The sequence below is a fragment of the Curtobacterium sp. MCSS17_006 genome, assembly GCF_003234215.1.
In the GTDB taxonomy this organism is placed as follows: Bacteria; Actinomycetota; Actinomycetes; order Actinomycetales; family Microbacteriaceae; genus Curtobacterium; species Curtobacterium flaccumfaciens.
Genome location: NZ_QKSO01000018.1, coordinates 1 through 20,308, shown reverse-complemented (window position 1 = coordinate 20,308; position 20,308 = coordinate 1). Strand labels below are relative to the sequence as shown.

Genomic DNA, 20,308 nt, shown 5'->3' with positions numbered 1-20,308 from the left:
GGCGGCGTCAGAGCGACCGGCACATTCCAACCTTTCCGCTGCGGGAGGGTTGGTATGGTTCGACTCTAACGCAACGGAAGGGTTGGTGCGCAAGTGGGCAAGGATGAACGGTCGACGTCGACGGAGTACCTGATGCAGATCGGCGAGGTCGCCGAGCGGACCGGATTGAGCGTGAAGACGATCCGGGACTACGACGCCGCGGAGGTCCTGCACCCATCGGGTCGGACCGATGGCGGGTTCCGGCTGTACTCCGAGGACGACGTCGCCCGGCTGCTGATGGTGCGGCGGATGAAGCCGCTCGGGTTCAGCCTCGGTGAGGCGGGCATCCTCGTTGATGCGGTGAAGATGCTCGACGAAGCCCAGCCCGACGTCGATCTGACGGCGGTCCGGTCCCGGGTGGCGGCGTTCATCCGCGACGCCGAGACCCGCCGGGACGTCCTCGGGGAGCAGCTCGGGATGGTCGACGAGTTCCTTGAGGAACTCCGCGCCCACTGACCCGTTGCATCACGGCAGTGACAGGCCCTGCCGGGCTCAGTGCCGGAGCGATGGGTGCCGTGGTGCCCGGGCGAACACGGACACCACCGCGACGACGGCCGGCAGGACTGCGAAGAGCAGTACCGGGGCCGTGTAGTTGCCGGCGACGTCGTGGCCGAGCGCGAGGAGCAGGGGGCCGAACGCGGTGGAGGCGAGGTTTGTGCCGGTCGCGACGCCACGGATGACGCCGATGTTCGCCGTTCCGTAGTAGCGGACGTATGCGGCGGCTTCGATGCCGCGGAGGGCTCCGCCGGCGGCGCCGAGGACGAGTCCGTAGAGGATGGCGGTCCACCCTGGGTGCACGACCGGCAGGAGCAGGAGCGCACCGGCGAGGGTCGTCATCGCGATCGTGACCCCGAACTTCGGCGGGATCCGGTCCGACAGCGCCCCGGTGATGAGGGTCGCGGCGATCCCGGTGACGGTCTGCGGGAGGAAGTTCGCGGCCGCTTCCGCCGGGGTGAGGCTTTGCTCGCCAAGGACGGCGACCTGGTGGAACGCCAGTGCGGTGCTGAGCATCCCCGACACCGCAAGTCCCGCGGCGATGGTCCAGAACATGCCGGTCGACGCCGCTTCTCGGAGGGTCCACACCGGCCCGTCACCGGCCGCACTCGCGAAGGTTCCGCTCTGCGCGGTCGTGGCGGTTCGGCGGGGCAGGAGGAATCCGATCGGGACCACGACGGCAGCGACGACGATCGCCTCGACCCGCCACGCGACATGAATGTCCGAACCGGCGATCAGGCTTTCCACGAACACCGGCACCAGGGAGATCCCGCCGGAACCGATCCCGGACGCGATACCGAGCGCCAACCCTCGCCGGTTGGTGATGCTGCGGGCGACGAGCGTCGTCGCGGCGAGCGAGAGCGCGCCCTGCCCGGCCATCCGCACGCCGACGAACCCGGCGGTCAGGCCGACGATCCCGGCGACGAAGCTCAACGCGGCGAGGAACACGGCGAACGCGATCCCGATGATGATCGTCATCCGTCGGACGCCCCACCGGTCCAGCGCCCGACCCGTCAGCGGCAGAACGCACGCACCGAGCAGCGTGCCGATGAGGTAGCTCGTCGACACCTCCGTCCGTGAGATCCCGAGTTCCTGGATCAGCGGGTCCGTGAACACCGACAGCCCAGCGGTCTGCCCTGGTGCGCTCATCACCGACAGGACGCCACCAGCAGAGACGACCACTACCCACGGCAGCCAGCCACGCACCCGGGTCGAACTCGACCCGGTCGGAGTGGGTGTCAGGTCCGCCGGCGGGGCGGCGTCGGTGGTTGGGAGGGTGATCTCGGAGGTATTCGGGGAGGACGTGATGCCACGCTCGCTTTCACTAGGAACCCACCGAACCCTACCGTCGCGGAAAGGTTGAGCGGTTCAGGTGCAGGGAGCGCTGATCGGACGGCGCTACGCTCGCCACGACGCAGCAGCACTACAGGGAGGGCACTCGGGATGACGGACGACGCGGTACCGACGACGATGCACATCGGTGAGCTCGCCGACCGCACCGGACTGTCGAACCGCACGATCCGTCACTACGACGAGGTCGGCCTGCTGCACCCGTCAGGCCGGACCGAGGGCGGTTTCCGCCTCTACACCGACACTGACCTCACCCGGCTGCTCATCATCCGACGTATGAAGCCTCTCGGGTTCACGCTCGAGCAGATGGCCGAACTCCTCGCCGTCGTCGACGCCCTCGAAGCTGCCGACGACGACGCAGACCGCGCGCGGCTCCGCGGGCAGCTGGACGAATACATCCGCGACACCGAGGAACGCCGCGCAAAGCTCGAACAGCACCTCGGCATGGCCGACGAGTTCCTCGGCATCCTCCGCGACCGATAGGAGCTCAATAGTCCGGTAGACCATCGGTCAATGAGACGATTCGCTACTCACGGACGGCCCTCGCCGCTGCCCTCTCCGACGTCCGCTTGCCGACCGCGGAGCGGTCAGTTTACGGGCGTCTGTAGTGCCTCGGTTTTGACACCCGTCAGGTCCCCCGCGGAGGCAGCATGGGAGGCCGAAGGCGGCAGCCGCCTGATCCGGGGGCCGGGACCGACCCGATCCCGCAACGACATTCGAGCACGTCACCCGTTGTGGGGGCAACCCGTGGTCGCGTGCGAGTCGTCCACATGAAATCCTGAGGAACCGTTCTACAACTCGTGCAGGGGGATTGACTTGGGAGGTTTGGCTTGAGTGCGCGGCTCGATGGGGGTTCGACGAGCCAGAGCGCTGCTCGCCTCTTGATCATCGTTGAGCGGCTCGGGAAGGTCGTACAGGGCCATGTCGCCGTTCCCGACACCGTCCGATGGCTTCCCTCGTTGACGAAGCTCGAGAAGCTTGACTTCTGGGTGCGCAACCCGGACTACCTCGCAGACGAGTTGCTTTCTGAATACGAAGCAGGGGATCGCAGTTTCGATGAGGTCGCCCCGGACCTGCACCGTATGCTCGGCGGCACCGCGCCAGAGTTCCACTCCTACCCCATGTCGCGTTACCTGTATGGAGCGTATGAGGTGGTCGACAACCCGTTGGCGATTTTGAAGTCTTATGGTCATCTCGCTCATCGTCGAGTCGATCCGACGAATTCGAAGTCGCGGCGAGATTACTTCCTGCTCCCGGCCGGATTGGCGGCCGTGACCGCGCTCCGAGCCGCGGTCCCAAGCGTGTCCTGGTATGACGCGCAATGTGACGCGATCGGGCTGCTCACGGGTGTGCAAACTGGGGCAGACGCGAGGCGGCGGCAATACCAGCAACCGGAGTACAAAGCCACGACACTCGGCGCTGCGATCCCATCGATCGTAGAACGGGTCCGCCGTCGTGCAACAGATCTCGGCTTCGACATTGGAGAGACCGTATGACCTCGGAAGATGACTGGGTAGCCGAGATTGCTGCGAAGACGGCGGTCGACGACGATACTGTGCGCCACACCCTGTCCCGGTACGGAATCTCCGGACGGCGCCCGACGGTTTCGAGGCGGCAACTCCGGCTGGAAGGAGTGCACTTCGCCGGCGTGAAGGACATCGCCGTGTCCAAGGAGACGCTGGATCGGGCGCTCGTGCCGTTCACGTTCACGCACCGCTTTGATCAGCTACTGACCGCGTTCGCGACTGCGAGCAGGAACGATGCAGGGAAGACGTCCGTCGTGAACGTCACGGAATGGGGGCTCAGAGGCAACAGCGGCGGTCTGCAGGCGGACGTCCGCGGCTGGATTCGTCAGGCGGTCGTCGGCTTCCGGATCGCCGACGAACGGCTTCTAGTTGCTTGGAACGTCAGGGGCGGTGCACCGTCCGGAGCGGTCGTACGTGTCACGGACGACCATGGTTTCGACTGGGGCACAGCTGACGAGCGTGCCCTGCCGGTCGTAGCCGGCGACGACACCTTCGTTGCGGCGGAAGTGGCGGAGCTTCTTGCTCATGGAGCGGAGCTGCTCAGCCACTTTGATGGCGCTGACGAGTTTCAGGCAGTCATGGGCGAGATCATGGGCCCACGGGTTGGGTTTGACGAGCGGACGATCTGGCAGCGCTTCCCGAAGGGCCGCGACGAGGATGACGGTGGCCTCGCGTCGCAGGGGTGGCCGCTGTGGTCCCAGGCGCTGGTGATCTCCGACGCAGAGAAAGCCGTCGTGCTGGGCGAGACGGCAGTTGCAGCGACGGCTGTGCTGTCGATGTACCTCGGCACCGGTTGGGGTGCGTCAGCTTCGGCTGCGGCAGCGCAGATGCGCGTCGTGCGCGGGCAACTTGCGCCCTTCAACCGACGTAGTACCCGTCAGGAGGAGTCATCCTCTGGCAGCACCGCTGAACTGGAACAGCTGTTGACGGTGCTGACCGATCGTTTAGCTGCACTACCAGAAGCGGACTCGATCGAGCAGATCCAACGGGACCTTGATCGGACCCGTGCACTCGGTGCGACGCTTGCCGCGGCGGAGCAGAGCGTAGCGGAGGCGGCCGCTTCACGGGACGAGTACGAGGTGCAACTTGTCGCAGCTGGCGCTGAACTTGCTGCACTCCGTGAAGCGGCGCAGACAAGCCGATTTTGGAACTCCCTCACCCCAACCTGCTGCCCTCGGTGCGATGCGAAGGTCGACCAGCAGCAGCTGCTTCGCGAAGCGGAGGGTCACTGCTCCCTCTGCAACTCCGAACTCGACGACGAAGGGACGTCTGCCTACGATGCTGGAAACGGGGCGGGCGTTGATGACGAGGACGAGGAGCCGGACAGCCTCACCGCGACGTCGGACCGGGTTCGCACCCTCGAGTTGGAATTGGCGACCGCGCGAGTTGCGCTCACCGTTGCTGAAGAACGCCGCGATGCAGCGCAACAGGATTACTCAGCCGCCGCGCAGGCGCTACCGATACCTACGGAGACGGTACGGCGCCGCCGGGACCTTGAACTGGAGATCGCCACCCTCCGCGGGCAGCTATCGGAGCGGCACGCGAACGCAGTTGAGGACGAGCAAGTTACCGCGCTTCGCACCGACTTCGCCGTCCTTGAGGCCGCTCAGAAGGTCATCAACGAGTGGAAGCTCGATGACCAGCGGGAGCTGCTCGTGCAGGTCAGTACGCAGGTGACCGACATCGCGCGTCGTCTCGGCGTGCTGCAGCTGGAGTCGGTGGAGCTGCGCTCAAACGCGACCCTCGTCATCCGCAAGGGTGGTGAACGAACGACGTTCAGTGCGGTCAACGCCGGCGAGCAGCTACGGTTCAAAATCGCCGTCGTCATCGCGCTGATGCGTATCGGCGGACGGGCTGGGGTGAGCCGCCATCCTGGAGTGCTGTTCATCGACTCGTTCGCCAGGGAGGAGATGAGCGCGGACAACGCCGTCTCCGTGCTGCAAGCGCTGCAGAGCGTCGCCAAGGAGTTTGACATTCAGGTTGTCACGTCGTCGGCGAATGGGTTGCTGCTGCAGACGGTGCTCCCGGCGGGAGCGGTCAGGATGGCGACCGCGGCAGACGACGCCATGTGGTGATCGCCGCATCTGAAGCAATTCGGGAGGTTCACATGGGCGCTGTCACTGAGTTGTTAGGCAACTCCGCCGGGCTCACCGTTGCGGAGCTGGGCGGGGTCGCCGCGATCGTCGGCGACCAGGATCTCCTCAACGATGACCGCGCTCGCCTCGTCGTCGGCGCCATCTGCGATGAGTGGGACTCGCTTGCTGACGATGTACGCGGTGACGCATCCACGTTCATCGTCAACGCGGCGACCACAACAGACCCGTTCCTGATGAACGACGCCATCGACATCGCCCTGAGTTCGCTTGCCGTTCTCCCCGCGGTGTCCTCCACGTTGGAGGCCCGTTTCAAGACGGTCGTAAACGAACCCGGTATCCGAGCCGAAATCGCCCTAGAGGGATGGGTTCGACTCTGTATCGGAGGATGGGGCCGACCGTTGGCCGTCCGTGCAGCCCTCGACACTCATGTCAGCAATCTGCTGCAAGCCGGCGGCGAACCATCGCCGTATTTGATCCGCGCGTTGGGTGCGGCATTGGACGTCTGGGACGACGTCGACCTCGAGTCGTCGATGCGACGTCTCGCCGATACCGGCGAGGCCCCCGACGCTGCAGTTGAGTTGGCGTTCCGCAGTGTTCGCAACGCAGTCGAGGCGGCCGAACCTGAGACGGCCACGAGCGCGTTGCAGACCGCCATCGAGTGGTTCGATACCGCACTCGCGGATGAAGAGCGACCCGATGCGCGTGCCTTCCGGCATGCAAGCATGCTCGTGCAAGAGTTCTCCCGAGGCCGAACGATTAACTCATCGGATGCTTCATCTCTGCGCTCGGCGGTGGGCGATTACCTGACCGGGTTCGTCGGCACAGTTCCGACATGGCGCCAGCCGCGCGCGGACACCGCCCTCAGATGGCTCTCCCTGATCGAGGAGCTCGAAGGGTTGCGCGACCTCGACGACGTATGGCTCAACGCCGGTGCCGTCATCTCGTCCGTAGGACGCGTGATGCAGGCGAGCCGCACGATGCGGATCGTTGCACGCGCAGACTCGAACGCCTCTGCGACCGGGAATCGCGGACTGGTCGAGTTGGTGCGGCCTCACCTGGTTGCAGGTTTCTCAGCAGCTGCAGATGTCTCTCGGCAGCTCGACCGATGGATTCAAGACGCAACTGATGCCGCCCTCATCGAGGAGATCGCTGCGCTCCGCGAAGAGCTACGAGGCGGTGGCGACCCAAAAGCGTCACGCGGGCTTGACCGCCCGCGAGTCGGCTCGACGGCCCCCATCTCCCCTCACGTGCGGGACGTCCTCAACCTCGACGAGCCAACCTTCGCTCGCATGCAAGCCGCCGCCGCCGGACACGCCGACCTCATCGACGTGTTCGACAAGATCGCAGCACGAAATGCTGGCCTCACCGTCACGGAGGAACAGCAGGTGCAGAAGCTGCTGGATGCCATCGAGGCGATCATCGAGCAACTGGAACCGTGTCGCCTCGCGCTGTATACCATCTGCGCGGCCCTGGTTCGCTTCGCGTCAACGCACATCAACGTGAGCCAGTCCGGTGAGACCCGTCCGCAGTGGCTCGGCGAGAACGGCAAAGCGCAACCGGAAGCGAGCTTCTCGAACGCGCTTCGAGACTGGTTCCGCGCCGGAGGAATCAATGCGTTGCGGGAGGTCCCAGACACTGCCGGGGGTCGCTCGGACGTACTTCTCCTGGTCGACGGACACCAATTCGTCATCGAGTCCAAACGCGTGCAGCAGCCGCGAACGTTCGACCAGCTCACCAAAAAGTACGGCACGCAAGCCGTGCAGTATCAGGCGACTCATGCGCCGATCGCGTTCCTCGCCGTCGTCGACTACGGCCACAGAACGATTCGCACTGATCTGGCTGGCAGCTTCGATGTCCGACCCTGGACTCTGCCGCGAGCTGCCCGGACTTACGCGCTTGTCACTCTCCAAGTGCTTGGCAACGTCGCTACCCCGAGCGAGTCCAGCCGGTAACACCCTCACGAGGCCGAAGGTTGGGAACCTGACGAGGACTGGTTGCGGAGACGCTGAGCAGCGCCGTAGAGACCGCTGGCGCTGCTAACCCGCCCGGAAATGCATCGCCCTGCGGGACGCGCCCACGACACAGAGCACCGCGAAAAGGACGACACCGGGCGAAGCTGCTCACACCCTTGCCCTAGGTTGCCCATCTCCGCAGTCTGCGTGAGATGCTCTCGCAATGATGGAACGCCGAGCCGGGCGGAAAGAGGTCTATACCGAGGTCGACATGCTCGCACAGTGGACGGATTGGGTGCCGTTCTTCGACGGAGCGAGGTCGATCGATCGACTTCCCGGCGTGTACTCCATGCGCAGCGGCGACCGCATCATCTATGTGGGCATGGCCGGTGAGCGCGCCGGGAGTGGCAAGAGCAAGCCCAGCGGGTTGCGCGGCCGGCTTGCCAGATACACGAGCGGCAAAGCCGCCGCATCGGGGTTCGGTGAAGCGGCCCTGGATCACGCTCTCGCTGACGTTGCGTTCGTCAAGCAGCAGCTCGCCACTCTCGTAGGCGGAGAACCCCGCCGGACGACCGAGTGGGCGAAGGAAGCGATCAGATGGCACAGAGTCGAACTCCGATGGACGATCTGCTCGGACGCCGACACAGCCAGAACCCTCGAGGACCAGGTCGTCAACTTGCTACGGCCGTACGGGATTTGGAACCGCTAGCGAAGCCAGTCCCCGCAACCGTAGGCTGAGCCAAAATCATTGAAGGGACACCGAGGGTGGCGCGACTCAGTAAGGCAGAGCAGGACAACATGGTCGTCGACCTCACCGTGTCGATGGACGGCGACTACGACGAGGAAGCGTTCGAGGCCACCTACGACAAGCTTGACGACAAGCACAAGGTCCAGGTCGACGAGGCGGCGCGGCAATTCGAAGCGAACGCCGTGGGCTGGGACGACGACGACGAATGACTGGCCGGACGCTGTGCGCCGTCAGTACGGTCGGTCGGCGCTCACGCGGTGAACGTCATCGCCACCGGTTGGTTCACCATTAGCGACGTCGGTCGAGGCCCGGAAGACCACCTCGAAGAGCACGGACGCTGCGCCGACGTGCCTCCAAATACGGACCGGCAATGCGAGGCTTGAGTTTCGAACGTCGCGCAGCAGGTTCCTGCGCGCCGAGAAGCAAGTAGCCGCCTCCGGCACTTACTTGTCGAGCAGACCCGGCACACCACTCCGTCCGCCCGGGTTCCTTGTGGGCGTGAAGCCGTCCTGTCCGAAGGCTGAACTGAGTCTCCGCGCGACATTCGGCGCAACACACCCTTGGCTGGTCGTTGCCTCGCGGCACGACTGCTTTCCTGCCGGACGCCGGACACTTCCCTTCACCCGCGGCGAGTGCGTGATCGTCGTACACCCCGTCGCGGAGCTCAACCGGCTTGTGACAAGTCCCGCAAAAAAGCGCGAAGGCCGCGAGGCGTTTCTCACATCCCTGGCCCACGGAAGCACGCTAGCTAAGCGGTAGAACGTGCGGGAGTTCTCGGCGCCCCCAAAGCGCTCGACGTCCCTATAGCCGATCGGCTATCGAGACGATTCCAAGAGCTGCTCTCATGCCAAGCTTGGGCGCGCAGGTCAGGGTTCGGAGTGGCTGAAGGCGTGCGGATGGGTCACTCGTCCGGCCCCAAGAGCTCACCACGCCTTCCGACACATTCGCCCCCGCACGACGTGGTCCCTGCGTCATCTTCTTCGTACCCTCGTGCGATGGCAGACGACCCGTTGCATGGCCTCCTTGAGGAGCCGACTACCACCATCGCAACCGGCGGCGCCTTGAGGCAAGCGGTCGGCCTCGTGAGCCTGCTGTCCGTCGTCACGACGAGTGTTGCCGCGGTCACGGCTGCCATCATCGCCCTCGTCGTGTTCCTCTTCGTACTGTCGCCGTTCGCCTTCCTGCTCGGATTCGGACTACTGCTCGGATGAACCGCGTGCCGACCCGCGATCGCCATGCGGTACGGGTCCGGATTTCGAGCCAGGTGTCACACGCGGCTGCTGTGGGCGGGGCGCACTAGTGCTGCAAACGCTGCTCGCGCCGCCGACCTTCACGGTTGGACGTTGACCACGAACCCGAGCGCCTTGCTCAATGGGCCTTTCGCTCAGCTGGTCGTCACGTAACGACGTTCGCAATACATACGCCGCCGCGCACTTCCGCTTCCTCCGCGTCCATAGGAAGTGGCACGAATCCTACGGTCCACGGCCAGCCCTGCGCCTCTGACTGGTCACGCGATAACCGGCGGGCCCGAGCATGAGTGTCAACGAACAGTCGGCTACTGGGTTGCTTTGTCTTTTGAAGGCCAGATCGCCTCGCTGAGCGGATCGAGCGCGGCCGCCGCTCGCTGGGATGACGCTCGGAGCAGATCAATGTGACGTGGTTGATCGCCAAAGAACCGACAAAGATCCGCCGTCGTCTCGTGGAGGGTAGCGACAAGCTGTCCGACCATGTCAGCGACGACGTTGCGGGGTGCCCGAAGGCCGACGATCAAGCCGGTCTCGTTCGTCGCAACGAACGTGTTGATGCCGATCCGTTGGCCATGCGCGATCGATGACAGCGCTGAGTATCGCAATCTTCCGTCATCCTCGCCGGTCGCAGCGTCGAGGAGGCCGGCGACCAGGTCGCTGAGATCGATCTTGCTCGGCGCTGGTAACCCAAGTCTCGTGAGTTCCGCCAAGTAAAACCGTCGCTGCTCGGCGGCATCGACAGGATCGCCGTTGCGGTTCCAGATCGGTTCCTCGAGCAACTCCGAGTAGCGCAGGTCAGAACGTAGAAAAGACAGCACTGTGTGAAGGAACTGTTCCGACTCCGGGCGCTGGAGAAGATGCCACGTACGAGCGAGTGACTCCAGGGCGCCGCGAGCCACGGTCGCCAAAGCGGTTGACCGCACAGTCGGGGTTCGAAGCAGCGCCACGAACCCTCGCACATGATCGAAGGCGGACATGTTTGCGTACTGCATGAGCAGGAAGCCATCGATGGCGAATTGTGGTTCAGCGCCCTGCCAAAGCTCGCTCGCAATGGACCCGGCTGGCGGCTGACGATCCGCAGTCTCGTTGGTGATCGTCTCCGAGGCCCGCACAAGTAGGAGTAATGCCTGGCTGATGGCTTGGATGTCGGCCGCGGTCGGGACGTCAACCCGCAGGCCGGCCTGCAGTTGCAAGGGTGGTGACGCCGGTCCAGCTGAGTGGCTTCGGTCCATGGAGACAGCCTGACACCTCACTCTGTCATTGCGGCGCCCGGTCGAACCGCCTGTCGAGCTCAGCGCGCCCTTCCGTGAAGACGCGGGCACTTGCGAGGCCGTTAGGACTTGGACGTCCGCCCGAACAGCGGCACCACAGTCGAGCGGTCCCGGCTGAGCTCGCTCACGGCGGCGTCGCTGAGCGCTAGATGGTGCATCGCCTTGTCTCGTTCTCTCTCGGCGAGCTTCCTCTTTTCTCGCTCCTTCTCCAACTTCCGCTTTGCGTCGTCACGCTGGCGCGTCATTTCGGCGAGTTCGCCCGACTTGGGTGGCTCCCACGACGCACGAAGCAGACGCACTAGCTCAATGACCGGCTTGTGGTGCGCGTAGAGGTTTTGGCGAGTGGTGCCTGCGATCTCAGCGACTCGTTCGACGCTTGGGCGCTGCCCGCTCAACATCATGGCGAACGCGGCAGCCGCCGCGCGGAGACTTGTTGGATGCTCGAGGAGGGCCTCGGCGTCGAAGTTGGGCAGTGGGGTACTCACGCGGTGACCAATCCGGGCAGAGCCTCGCGAATCTCTGCTGCTTGCGCGCGCATCTTCTCTCGTCCCAAATCAGGTAGCTTTCGGTCTCGAGCGCCCTCGATGAGGCGGTCATGACTGACTTGGAATCCTTGAATACCAAAGATAGTGGTTGTGTGGTTCAGGCACTCCAACGGGTCACACTGCTCGACGTTCGGCGCACCGATGCCCCCGCAGCGGGCCTGGTCTTCGTCGAAGTCACAGAAGCCGAAGACGGTCATGAACATGGACTCTGCATGCGGACGGAAAAGTTCCCGCAGCCGTCGGGAATCTTCCTCGATGCGCGGATCCGCGAGAGTCTCCGCGCGCACCGATGCGAAAACATCTATCTTCCGGCGTGCATCGTTGCCCGCGGGTAGTGACGGCACCTGGTGAGCCTCGATTGCCCGTTCCCAGACTGCGTATTCGTTTCGAAGGGCGTCAATGACGACCTCTGTTTGTAGACCTCGGACTTCTGCGTACAGTTCTCGTTGGCCAGTCGCGACGGCATCTGGGTCGACACGGAAGTAGCCGGCAGCTGTCTTGGCGTCCATCCACTTGAACTGGTCCATCGCAGAGATCGCGCCGTTCGCACGGCCCGAGATGACGACCGCGAGGTTCCGTCGCAGGGCGCGGTCGTTGGGCTCCACCTCCCCCCGTGTCGGACCCACGCCTGCCCGACTGAGGCGGTCAATGTGTGCTCCGATACGGTCGACCACTCGATCGAATCGCATCGCACTGGGCCCGTTCTGGCGGCGAAGATGCGCGAGGAGCCGCCGGTCGAACAACGGACTCTGTCCGGTGCGCAGGTCCACAGCATCGTCGGAGAGGTTCGTCTGCTGCAGCATGAACTCCATGACGCCCACCGCCTCGGCGACGATCGGTGGGATCAGCCAGTTCTCCCGTCGCGGCTGTTCCCGTTTCTTGATGAGAAAGCTCCGCAGAAGCGCGCGCCGTGCACCACGCAGGGCGATTTCATCAAGAGGCTGACGTCGCGGAATCACCTCGAATTCAGAGGTCCGCATCCCACTCATCGCAACCGTGATGAACGCACATGCTGCGGCGACGTCCCCAATCGCGCGCTGGCGGTCAAGCTTCAGATCGTCAGTAGCGATGAAGTCCATGGGCCCGGAAGATGTCGAAAGGGTCGCTACCTCACGAGGAGGGACGATGCGGGTCCGAGCGTTGCGCCACCTCCCCTTCGAATCAGCTAACGCCTCTGGCGGCTCATCGAGCGTCGCCACACGAACGATTTCCCGCCCCGAACGGACGAGGGCTGAGCATGCCGATATCCATGGCGCGAGGTCCTCGATTAGGAATAGATCGGTCGTGTTTACGCCGTCGTTGTCCGGCAACCCTCCGCCGACCGCGAGGCCTGACATACCTTCCCACGGCTCGATCGACAGCTTGTCAACCTCGGGTGACATCGCCGTCCGGTACGTGGCAAAGAGCTTGAGGGCTCCTGCTCTACGATAGTCCGGCTTGTGGTCCCGTCGGAACGTGTCGAACGCTTCCTCGTCAACTGACGACAGCCCCAAGCCCGCACTCAGGCTCGTGACTGTGATCAGGTCGACGATGAGGTTCGGGAGCGCGCGGTGCAGCGTACTGAGATTTTTACGCCGCAGCCCAAGGAAGGACGGATCAACGTCGGTTCCGAGCGCGGGTCGCGACGCGACCAGGACAAACTCCTTGATGGCGTCTCGTAGCCACGTCGGCACGTCAGTGAAGTCGAAGCTGCTTTTGCTATTCGGACTAGCCGAATCCGGGTGCCGCCGTACGTCCCAGCGATTGTCCTCGTACCGGCCAGGGATCTGCTCGTAGCCGAAGAGATCGGACAGCGTCTTCCCTCGGAATCGGCTCCTACTCGGGGGAGAGAGTGTCAGCGGCATGCTCATCGGCCGTAAGCCTCCTCAAGGGATCGAAGACGTTCTCGCGCGATTTCGAGGTCGCGAATGGCCTCATCAATAGCGTCTTGCGAAAAGACCCCGAGGATTTGGTCAACCCGTGCGGCGACTCCCGCCCAGGTCGAGATGAAAACCTCGGCGACTTGTTCCTCGCGATCATGGTCGATCCGATCAGCGAGCGCGAGGATGATCGGCAAGTGGATTTTGGTGAAGACGGCGTTCGGGCAAAGCAGGCACGCGAAAGGGGTCTTGCGGCACAGAGTGCCGCGCTTCTGACCGGGCGCGGCACGCGGGTCGACACAACCCGCGGTACCGGTATCGTCCAGCGCCTCAGTCAAGACTTTGTCGATCGTGGCATTCGAGAGCCCCTCCTCTCGTAGGCGATGTCGAATCTCTTCAGGGCTCTCTGAGTCCGCGATGACATATCCGGTGGCAAGAATGCTCGCGTAATACTCATCTTGCCCCTCTGCAATGATCTCGAGTCGCTCCTCCTTGGAGAGACCGGCACCTCGATAGAAGGTCCAACTCACACGTGCAGAGTGATTCGGGTCGATCGCCCCCCGCACCCCACCCCCGACCACGCGATCGGCCCGAGCAGCCCACGTCTTTCGCATGCGCCGCGTGCTCATGCGCACGGACCCTCCCGAAGGCAGCGAAACCACGCTTGAATCGCCCTCGAGGACGATGGGCCTCGCTGGAATGGCAGTGGCGACCGGGCCTCGGAGCGTCTTGTCGGATTGTTCCGATTGCACCCAAATGAGAAGATGATCGGTTCCCGTGAAGAGCCGCAGGTGCGCCGTAGCTGCAATCCATCGTTCGATCACGCGACCGCCGCTCCACATGCTGACGCCATTACCTTTCCTGCTAACGGCCTTGTCGGCTCGCGATTTGAGGCCCCTGATCCGCGTCAGCGAGGAGTTGTCCGAAGCGCGCTCGACATCTGCGGTGTCCATGCTGATCAGCACGGATGTCTCTGCGCCGAATTCATTGACGATGAGCAGCGCCGCCGCCTGCGCATCCAGAACCGATGGGCTCAAGAGCCGCACAGCCTCGCCGTACTGGCCAGTCAAAGGCCTATCCGGCTCGAGCCCAACGACAAGCAGCCATGCCACCCAATCATGCACCGTCGCCGCATGATCACGCAGAGCTACGATCTGCCGTGCGATTTCAAATGCACGTTGTGTCGAGTTCTCGGACGCGTCCTCATCAAGCATCCGGAAGGCGGACAGTCGTCGAAGGAACAGATCATTCAGGCGACCCTTGCACCAGTCGATGATCGCTTCCAGCTCCTCGGACGTGTAGGGTCGCGATGGTTCCGAGAAGCCATGGAGCGTCAGGCGGTTGAGATAAGCGACGCTTGCATCAGCGTTCGCGGCCTTCGCCGCATCCAGTAGGAGACGCCGCGCTAAAGTGGTCCGCACGGATGCAGGAGAGCTCCTTCCCTCGAACAAAGCAGTGTGCAAAGTGGCTGGAGTCACAGTTTTGATGTCCAGCGGCTGTTCTTCCGGTAACAGGCGCGGCCGCAGCAGCCTCACTGCGTAATCGGCTGCGTCCTGATAGGCGGCGGCGCTTCCGGCTGCTCTTACGCCCCCTCCACGATCTCCGATCACGCCGAGCGCAGCGTCCCGGAGCTGCCTTGCGATCGGAGCCTCTCCGATCTTGTGGAAGTTCAGGAAATACGTACGTCCGTCCTGGAGGATCTCAATCCCGAGCGGCACATCGACGGGTTCTGATCGGATAGCGCTGCGGTGATCCCTCATTCGGGGCCACCTCGAAGAGCCGGATTGTGTTCCGGGTTGGCGGATACGGATGCGAGTAGACTCCAGAAGGCGTCCTCTGTGTACTTCAGAGTCGTTTCAAAGCTCTTATGGCCCATCGAGTCCTGCACTATCCTGAGCGGGTCGCTGCGCTCGACAAGGAGATGCCAGGCCGGCTTTCGCCCGTGTTCCTCTTCAAACTTGCGAGAAAGACTTTCCCGATTCTCGAGCCGGTTCAGGAGCGTGTGGCCGAAGGTGTGCCGGTACGAGTGCACTGTGTAATCCCACCCCTCCTCCGGCCAGAACCTGCGACAGCGCTCCCGAGCGTTGCGCGTTGCGTCGCCGATCACATCTTTGCTGAGCAACGGCGCCCCAGACCTAGTCTTGTGATCAAGCAGCACGAGCGCTGATCCTCCTCCTGGCATCACCAGCCGCGTCCGATCTTCGCGCTCAAGCTTGTTCCAGGGGACAAGCATGACTTTTCCGAGGCCTCCAACGACACCTGCGGCGGTCGAGTCGGTGGCCTGAAGGTCGAGCTCGAGGGGCCTAGACGGCTGCCAGGTTGCCCGCCTCTGAATAAGGCGCCGATCACCTTTGATGTATCGCTGGATCGACACCATCCAGTCAGAAAGGGCGACAACCCTTCGGCTTCGCCCCCGCTTCGCGATCGTCCCCGCAACTCGAACCGGGGTGAAACCGTCAGGATGCGGACTCGGCACCTCGAAGATAGTGGTGAGCAGGAGCTCCTTGTGACGAAGCCCTATGCCGACGCCGAGCCCCATGGCCGCCGCGTTGCGCTGAATCGTGCTGTACCCCTGGAAGTCAGGATCCGGTGCTCCACTCGGGACTTGTCCAAGGAGGCCAACTTGCAGGAATCGATCAAGTTGTGTGGCGAGGATCGGGCGCCCTCCGCCTTCCGTCAAGCGTCCGCCTTGCAGAAACGCGAGCGTCTCGATCGTGCCCTTTCGAGTGCTCTTCTTGATTAACGTGAACGGGAAATCTCGCAACCATCCCGTTGCCACAGCGAACTGGTAGAAGCTGAAGACTGCCGCACGAGTTTTTCCGATCGCCTCGCGGGTGGCACCAACGACCACGGTGTCATCTTCATCGTCGGGATCAGTCCTCGATCTCGCGTACCTCCGAAGCGCTTCGTCTCCGTCCTCAATGACGAACGAACCGAACAAATGCTGGCCGTAGCGCTTTTGGAGGAAGCTTTCGAACCGGGCGATCTCGCGACTGTAGTCATTGAGCGTGGTCACGGTGTACTGACCGAGACAGAAGGATACGTACTGCTGCAGAGGACGGTGCGGGCGCAACTCCTCGTCGAACCACAGAAGAAGGCCGGGCGGGTACTCCGAAGAGCCGCCGCTGGGAAGAGTTACGGCATCCGCCGCGAGCGCAGGGCGCCAGGTCATCGATCTCAGGGCCATCGTCTGCCTCCTAGGCTAGGATTCTAGTTGACAGCGCCCTCTTCCCCGCTAGAAGTGGTTGCCGGACCCGAGCGTGCCGAGCTGGTTCCGCCAGCCGCCGTGCACGCCGTCCGGGTCGAACCCGGCGGTCTCGGCCATCGCCTCGAGCTCGGCGATCCGGGGTGCGGCGGTCGCCACGATCTTCCGGTTCGACGCACCGGCCGACAGCGGGATCGCGCGCTCGATCTGCTCGCGCAGCCCCTGCAGGTCGGCGGGCAGGTCGGTGGCGGTGAACTGCGTGCGGACCGCGATCATGCCGCAGCCGATGTCCACGCCGACGGCCGCCGGCATGATCGCGCCGAGGGTCGGGATGACGGACCCGACGGTGGCCCCGAGGCCGAGGTGTGCGTCGGGCATGAGGGCCAGGTGCGGGAACACGAACGGCATGCGCGCGGTCGTGCGGGCCTGCTGCTCGGTGTTGTCCTCGAGCATCGAGGCCCAGCTGAGCAGCCGGTCGTTGATCTTCTTCATGGAGTCGTCTCGCTTTCGTGACGGTCGAGGTGACGGTCCGAGACGGTCGTACGCCGGGCCTCCTGGTCGTCGCCGGACGTGGCGGACGGAAGGAAGCGGTGCTGACGAACGCCCCGGGCCGGGTGGGCACGGGGCGTCGTGGGACGTCGCGTGCCTACGCGGGATAGCGGAGGGACCACTGCTGCTCGGGCAGCACGGCGGCCGCGGCGAGCTGGAGCTCGACGCGTTCCTCGTTGTGCTGCACGGCGCGCATGCGCGGTCCTTCCGGTGTGCCCGGGGCGGGCGGTCTGCCGATCGGCAGGAGGACGACGCTAGTGCGACACGCCCGGGATGCGCAAGTCACGTGGGCGTGTCGGCGGTGCTCCGGGGATCCGCCCGCGGTTTGCCGGCGGTTCTCCACAGGCGGGAGGCCCGGCGTGCGTTCTCCACGAGGGGTACGTCCGCCTGATGGTCGGCGCCAGCGCCGGGGCAGGCTGGACGCATGACCGAGCGCACGCGAGACACCCCCGACGCGACCGAGAACGAAGAGCGGACCAACGGGTACGTCCCGCTCCGTTCGTACGGCGCGATCGGTGACGGGCGGACGGTCGCCCTCATCGCGCTCGACGGCCGGATCGACTGGCTGCCGATCCCGTCGATGGACTCACCGCCGGTGTTCGCGAGCATCGTCGACGCCGAGCACGGCGGACACGTCGCGCTGCGGCCGGTGGACGACCAGGCGCAGGTGTCCCGTGCGTACCTGCCGGGCACGAACGTGCTCGTGACGACGTGGACGACCCCGACCGGCACCGCCACCGTGACCGACGCCATGGTCACCGGGGTCGCCGGCCGCCTTCCCTGGGCCGAGATCGGCCGCTGCGTGCAGGGGGTCGAGGGAACGGTCGAGATGGAGTGGGCCGTCGTGCCGGGCACGATCCTGAACACCGCGGAGCCCCGACGGCTCGACACCGCCAACGGCACTGTCATCGGCATCGACGGCGTGACGATCGCGATCGTCGAGCAGGGGTTCGAGCCCGTCCACGACGAGGGCCCGCGGTTCTCCGGGCGGTTCGCGACGGCCGAGGGGTCGAAGTCGATCCTGACCATCGTCGGCACGTACGACGAGCCGATCTTCCTGCCCGAGCCGGAGCGCACGCTCGAGGGGGTCGACCGCACGATCGAGAACTGGTCGACCTGGTCGAAGGAGTTCAGCTACGACGGCCCCTGGTCGGACGCCGTCCAGCGCAGCGCCCTCGCCCTGAAGCTCCTGATCTTCGCCCCCACCGGCGCCATCGCCGCGGCCCCGACGACGAGCCTGCCCGAGGACCGCACCGGCGGGAAGAACTGGGACTACCGGTTCGCCTGGGTGCGCGACCTGGCGTACACGGTGCACGCGCTCACCCGCTTCGGCCTGCGCGAGGAGACGCACGCCGCCGTGTCGTGGGTGATGCGCACGATCGCCGAGCACGACGAGACGATGCCGATCTTCTACGGGCTCGACGGGTCGAAGAGCGACTCCGTCGAGGAGCGCGACGTCCCGGGCTGGAACGGCATCGGGCCGGTCACGATCGGCAACCGCGCCGGTGACCAGCTGCAGCTCGGGGTCTGGGGCGACGTGTTCGAGATCATGCGGCAGTACGTCCGGGCCGGCAACGTGCTCGACCGCAAGACGGCGGCGGTGCTGCAGGACCTGGCCGACGACGCGTGCCACCGCTGGGTGGAGCCCGACTCGGGCATGTGGGAGCTGCAGGAGGCGCAGCACTACACGACGAGCAAGATCGGCTGCTGGCAGGCGCTCGACGCCGCGGTCGAGCTGCACGACGCGGGGATGATCGACGGCCCGCGCGAGAAGTGGATCGAGAACCGCGAGCTCATCGAGGACTGGGTCGCCGAGAACGGGTGGAACGAGGAGCTCGGCCACTACGTCATGTACCCGGGCACCGACGCGCTCGACTGCTCGATCCTGCTGCACGCGATGTCGGCGTTCGACCGTGGACCGCGCATGGAGTCCACGATCCGGGCCATCGAGGAGCAGCTGCAGCACGGTCCGCTCGTGTACCGGTACTCCGGCATCCAGGACGAGGAGTCCCCCTTCGTGGCGTGCTCGTTCTGGCTCGCTGCGGCCCTGGCCTGCGTCGGTCACGTCGACGACGCGACGCAGCTGATGGACGACATGGTCGCGCAGGCGAACGACGTCGGTCTGTTCAGCGAGATGCTCAGCGCCGTCGACGGAGACTTCATGGGCAACATCCCCCAGGGGCTGTCGCACCTGGCCCTCATCCAGGCCGCGCTGACCATCGAAGAAGTCTCAGAGAAGTCCTGACGGGGCTGGACGAACCGTCGGGGGCGCGGGGCATCATGGGTTGACGATGAACGACGTCGATGCACGGATGGACCGGCTCCGCAGGGCCCGCGCGCTACCGCTACCAGCAGCTCGTCGACCAGGAGATCGAGCGGGGATCGCTCGACCCCGACGAGGTGCGGTCGGAACGTGAGGAACGTCGGCTGCTCAAGGCCGCCGACGTCGCCGCGCACGCCCGGGCCCAGATCGCTGAGGCTGAGCGGCGCGGGGTCTTCGAGGGCAACCCGTACCACGGCAAACCACTGCCGGGACTCGACGGGCAGCACGACCCGGACTGGTGGATCAAGTCGAAGATCGAGCGTGAGGACATCCGGGGCATCGCGCCGCCGGCCCTGGCACTCCGGACCGAGGACGCCGAACTCGACGACGCACTCGACGCGCTGTCGCTGGAGTCCGACGTGCGGGACGTCCTGGTGGACTTCAACGCGCGGGTGAAGGAGGCCCGACGGCAACTGCTCGGCGGGCCGCCGGTGGTGACGCCGATGCGCGACGTCGAGGCCGAGGTGCTCGCCTGGCGGGAGCGCCGCGAGGTGCGCATGGCTTCGGCCGCGCGGGCTGCGGAGCAGGCGCGGCTCGAGGCGAAGCCGCGGCGGTGGTGGCGGCGCCGCTGAGCGGTGCCGCCGTGCGGTGCGGTGCGGTGCGGTGCGGTCCGGGCGCTGTTTCGCGCTGAGCGACAGACCACGCGGACGTGAGCACGTGAGGTGTCGCCCAGCCCGTGACGACGCCGGCCGCCGACCCGGCGTACCCACATGACGGACGGGAGGCCCGGTGCCAGCTGGCACTGGGCCTCCCGTCCGTCGTGTGCGCCCGTTCTTTCCCATCGCGCGCGTGTTGGTTCGCAAGAACGGGCGTACCTGGTCGAAAGAACCCACCAGGTACGCCCGTTTCCGCCAGGTACACCCGGTTCCAGCAAGTACGTCCGTTTCCGTCAGGTACGCCCGGTTCCGTCAGGTACGCCCGGTACCGCTCGACGCACGAGCCGCGACGCAAGTCGGCCCGGGCCACGCTGCTGCGTGGTCCGGGCCGACTGTGGTGGTGCGGGGTGTTACTTGATCTGTGCGGTGATGGTGGCGGTGCCGACGAGGAGGCCGCGCTTGACGGCGTCGGTGCCGAAGGTCTTGTTCAGCAGGCCGGCGGCGTCT

At 65.1% G+C, this 20,308-nt stretch carries 16 protein-coding genes and 1 pseudogene; 10 read left to right on the top strand and 7 right to left on the bottom strand.

The window, feature by feature from the left end; translation table 11 throughout:
• The first annotated feature begins 93 nt into the window (after positions 1 to 93).
• The gene (locus DEJ21_RS15595; protein WP_309146992.1) at positions 94 to 495 is read left to right on the top strand and encodes a MerR family transcriptional regulator; all 402 of its coding nucleotides are present in this window, start codon (positions 94 to 96) and stop codon (positions 493 to 495) included.
• Between the two features lie 36 nt (positions 496 to 531).
• On the opposite strand, the gene DEJ21_RS15590 is transcribed toward DEJ21_RS15595, so the two are convergent.
• The gene (locus DEJ21_RS15590; RefSeq protein ID WP_111225259.1) at positions 532 to 1,683 is read right to left on the bottom strand and encodes an MFS transporter; all 1,152 of its coding nucleotides are present in this window, start codon (positions 1,681 to 1,683) and stop codon (positions 532 to 534) included.
• Positions 1,684 to 1,977: 294 nt separating this feature from the next.
• Here DEJ21_RS15590 and DEJ21_RS15585 point away from each other — a divergent pair, with 294 nt between their 5' ends.
• The 7 genes from DEJ21_RS15585 (at position 1,978) to DEJ21_RS15560 (ending at position 9,417) form a co-directional block, all read left to right on the top strand.
• Positions 1,978 to 2,367, top strand: coding sequence for a MerR family transcriptional regulator (locus tag DEJ21_RS15585; RefSeq protein WP_111225198.1), 390 nt, complete (start codon positions 1,978 to 1,980; stop codon positions 2,365 to 2,367).
• 398 nt (positions 2,368 to 2,765) lie between these two features.
• Positions 2,766 to 3,380 (top strand): hypothetical protein, encoded by a 615-nt coding sequence (locus tag DEJ21_RS15580; RefSeq protein ID WP_111225197.1) that lies wholly within the window; start codon positions 2,766 to 2,768, stop codon positions 3,378 to 3,380.
• Complete coding sequence (locus DEJ21_RS15575) at positions 3,377 to 5,485, top strand: hypothetical protein (RefSeq protein ID WP_111225196.1); 2,109 nt, start codon at positions 3,377 to 3,379, stop codon at positions 5,483 to 5,485. Before DEJ21_RS15580 ends, DEJ21_RS15575 begins: the two co-directional genes overlap by 4 nt.
• Positions 5,482 to 7,458 (top strand): hypothetical protein, encoded by a 1,977-nt coding sequence (locus tag DEJ21_RS15570; protein WP_146245364.1) that lies wholly within the window; start codon positions 5,482 to 5,484, stop codon positions 7,456 to 7,458. Before DEJ21_RS15575 ends, DEJ21_RS15570 begins: the two co-directional genes overlap by 4 nt.
• A 223-nt stretch (positions 7,459 to 7,681) precedes the next feature.
• Complete coding sequence (locus tag DEJ21_RS15565) at positions 7,682 to 8,167, top strand: hypothetical protein (protein WP_220036584.1); 486 nt, start codon at positions 7,682 to 7,684, stop codon at positions 8,165 to 8,167.
• An 89-nt stretch (positions 8,168 to 8,256) separates the two neighbouring features.
• A complete protein-coding gene (locus DEJ21_RS18375) occupies positions 8,257 to 8,415 on the top strand; it encodes a hypothetical protein (RefSeq protein ID WP_181431471.1) in 159 nt (52 codons plus the stop codon).
• Positions 8,416 to 9,201: 786 nt separating this feature from the next.
• Positions 9,202 to 9,417: a hypothetical protein gene (locus DEJ21_RS15560; protein WP_111225194.1), complete on the top strand. Its 216-nt coding sequence runs from the start codon at positions 9,202 to 9,204 to the stop codon at positions 9,415 to 9,417.
• 344 nt (positions 9,418 to 9,761) lie between these two features.
• Here the strand turns inward: DEJ21_RS15560 and DEJ21_RS15555 are convergent, their stop codons facing one another.
• From DEJ21_RS15555 to DEJ21_RS15530, 6 genes and pseudogenes are all read right to left on the bottom strand, one after another.
• Positions 9,762 to 10,685: a hypothetical protein gene (locus DEJ21_RS15555; protein ID WP_146245363.1), complete on the bottom strand. Its 924-nt coding sequence runs from the start codon at positions 10,683 to 10,685 to the stop codon at positions 9,762 to 9,764.
• 101 nt (positions 10,686 to 10,786) lie between these two features.
• Complete coding sequence (locus DEJ21_RS15550) at positions 10,787 to 11,209, bottom strand: hypothetical protein (RefSeq protein WP_111225192.1); 423 nt, start codon at positions 11,207 to 11,209, stop codon at positions 10,787 to 10,789.
• Positions 11,206 to 13,119 (bottom strand): hypothetical protein, encoded by a 1,914-nt coding sequence (locus DEJ21_RS15545; protein WP_111225191.1) that lies wholly within the window; start codon positions 13,117 to 13,119, stop codon positions 11,206 to 11,208. The genes DEJ21_RS15550 and DEJ21_RS15545 overlap by 4 nt, the downstream gene beginning before the upstream one ends.
• Positions 13,116 to 14,888, bottom strand: a complete 1,773-nt coding sequence (locus DEJ21_RS15540) for a hypothetical protein (protein ID WP_146247813.1) — start codon at positions 14,886 to 14,888, stop codon at positions 13,116 to 13,118. The genes DEJ21_RS15545 and DEJ21_RS15540 overlap by 4 nt, the downstream gene beginning before the upstream one ends.
• Positions 14,885 to 16,315, bottom strand: a complete 1,431-nt coding sequence (locus DEJ21_RS15535; RefSeq protein WP_111234729.1) for a site-specific integrase — start codon at positions 16,313 to 16,315, stop codon at positions 14,885 to 14,887. The genes DEJ21_RS15540 and DEJ21_RS15535 overlap by 4 nt, the downstream gene beginning before the upstream one ends.
• A 51-nt stretch (positions 16,316 to 16,366) precedes the next feature.
• Positions 16,367 to 16,825 (bottom strand): annotated as a pseudogene (locus tag DEJ21_RS15530) (RtcB family protein); the annotation flags it as partial.
• Positions 16,826 to 17,306: 481 nt separating this feature from the next.
• Here DEJ21_RS15530 and DEJ21_RS15525 point away from each other — a divergent pair.
• Positions 17,307 to 19,127: a glycoside hydrolase family 15 protein gene (locus DEJ21_RS15525; protein ID WP_111225188.1), complete on the top strand. Its 1,821-nt coding sequence runs from the start codon at positions 17,307 to 17,309 to the stop codon at positions 19,125 to 19,127.
• A gap of 59 nt (positions 19,128 to 19,186) precedes the next feature.
• Positions 19,187 to 19,777: a DUF1992 domain-containing protein gene (locus DEJ21_RS15520; RefSeq protein ID WP_111225187.1), complete on the top strand. Its 591-nt coding sequence runs from the start codon at positions 19,187 to 19,189 to the stop codon at positions 19,775 to 19,777.
• Positions 19,778 to 20,308: the final 531 nt, after the last annotated feature.

Coding starts and splice junctions, on each gene's coding strand:
- DEJ21_RS15590 (WP_111225259.1), bottom strand. CDS start 1,683: ATGAGCGCACCAGGGCAGACCGCTGGGCTGTCGGTGTTCACGGACCCG.
- DEJ21_RS15585 (WP_111225198.1), top strand. CDS start 1,978: ATGACGGACGACGCGGTACCGACGACGATGCACATCGGTGAGCTCGCC.
- DEJ21_RS15575 (WP_111225196.1), top strand. CDS start 3,377: ATGACCTCGGAAGATGACTGGGTAGCCGAGATTGCTGCGAAGACGGCG.
- DEJ21_RS15565 (WP_220036584.1), top strand. CDS start 7,682: ATGATGGAACGCCGAGCCGGGCGGAAAGAGGTCTATACCGAGGTCGAC.
- DEJ21_RS18375 (WP_181431471.1), top strand. CDS start 8,257: ATGGTCGTCGACCTCACCGTGTCGATGGACGGCGACTACGACGAGGAA.
- DEJ21_RS15560 (WP_111225194.1), top strand. CDS start 9,202: ATGGCAGACGACCCGTTGCATGGCCTCCTTGAGGAGCCGACTACCACC.
- DEJ21_RS15555 (WP_146245363.1), bottom strand. CDS start 10,685: ATGGACCGAAGCCACTCAGCTGGACCGGCGTCACCACCCTTGCAACTG.
- DEJ21_RS15545 (WP_111225191.1), bottom strand. CDS start 13,119: ATGAGCATGCCGCTGACACTCTCTCCCCCGAGTAGGAGCCGATTCCGA.
- DEJ21_RS15540 (WP_146247813.1), bottom strand. CDS start 14,888: ATGAGGGATCACCGCAGCGCTATCCGATCAGAACCCGTCGATGTGCCG.
- DEJ21_RS15535 (WP_111234729.1), bottom strand. CDS start 16,315: ATGGCCCTGAGATCGATGACCTGGCGCCCTGCGCTCGCGGCGGATGCC.
- DEJ21_RS15525 (WP_111225188.1), top strand. CDS start 17,307: ATGACCGAGCGCACGCGAGACACCCCCGACGCGACCGAGAACGAAGAG.
- DEJ21_RS15520 (WP_111225187.1), top strand. CDS start 19,187: ATGCACGGATGGACCGGCTCCGCAGGGCCCGCGCGCTACCGCTACCAG.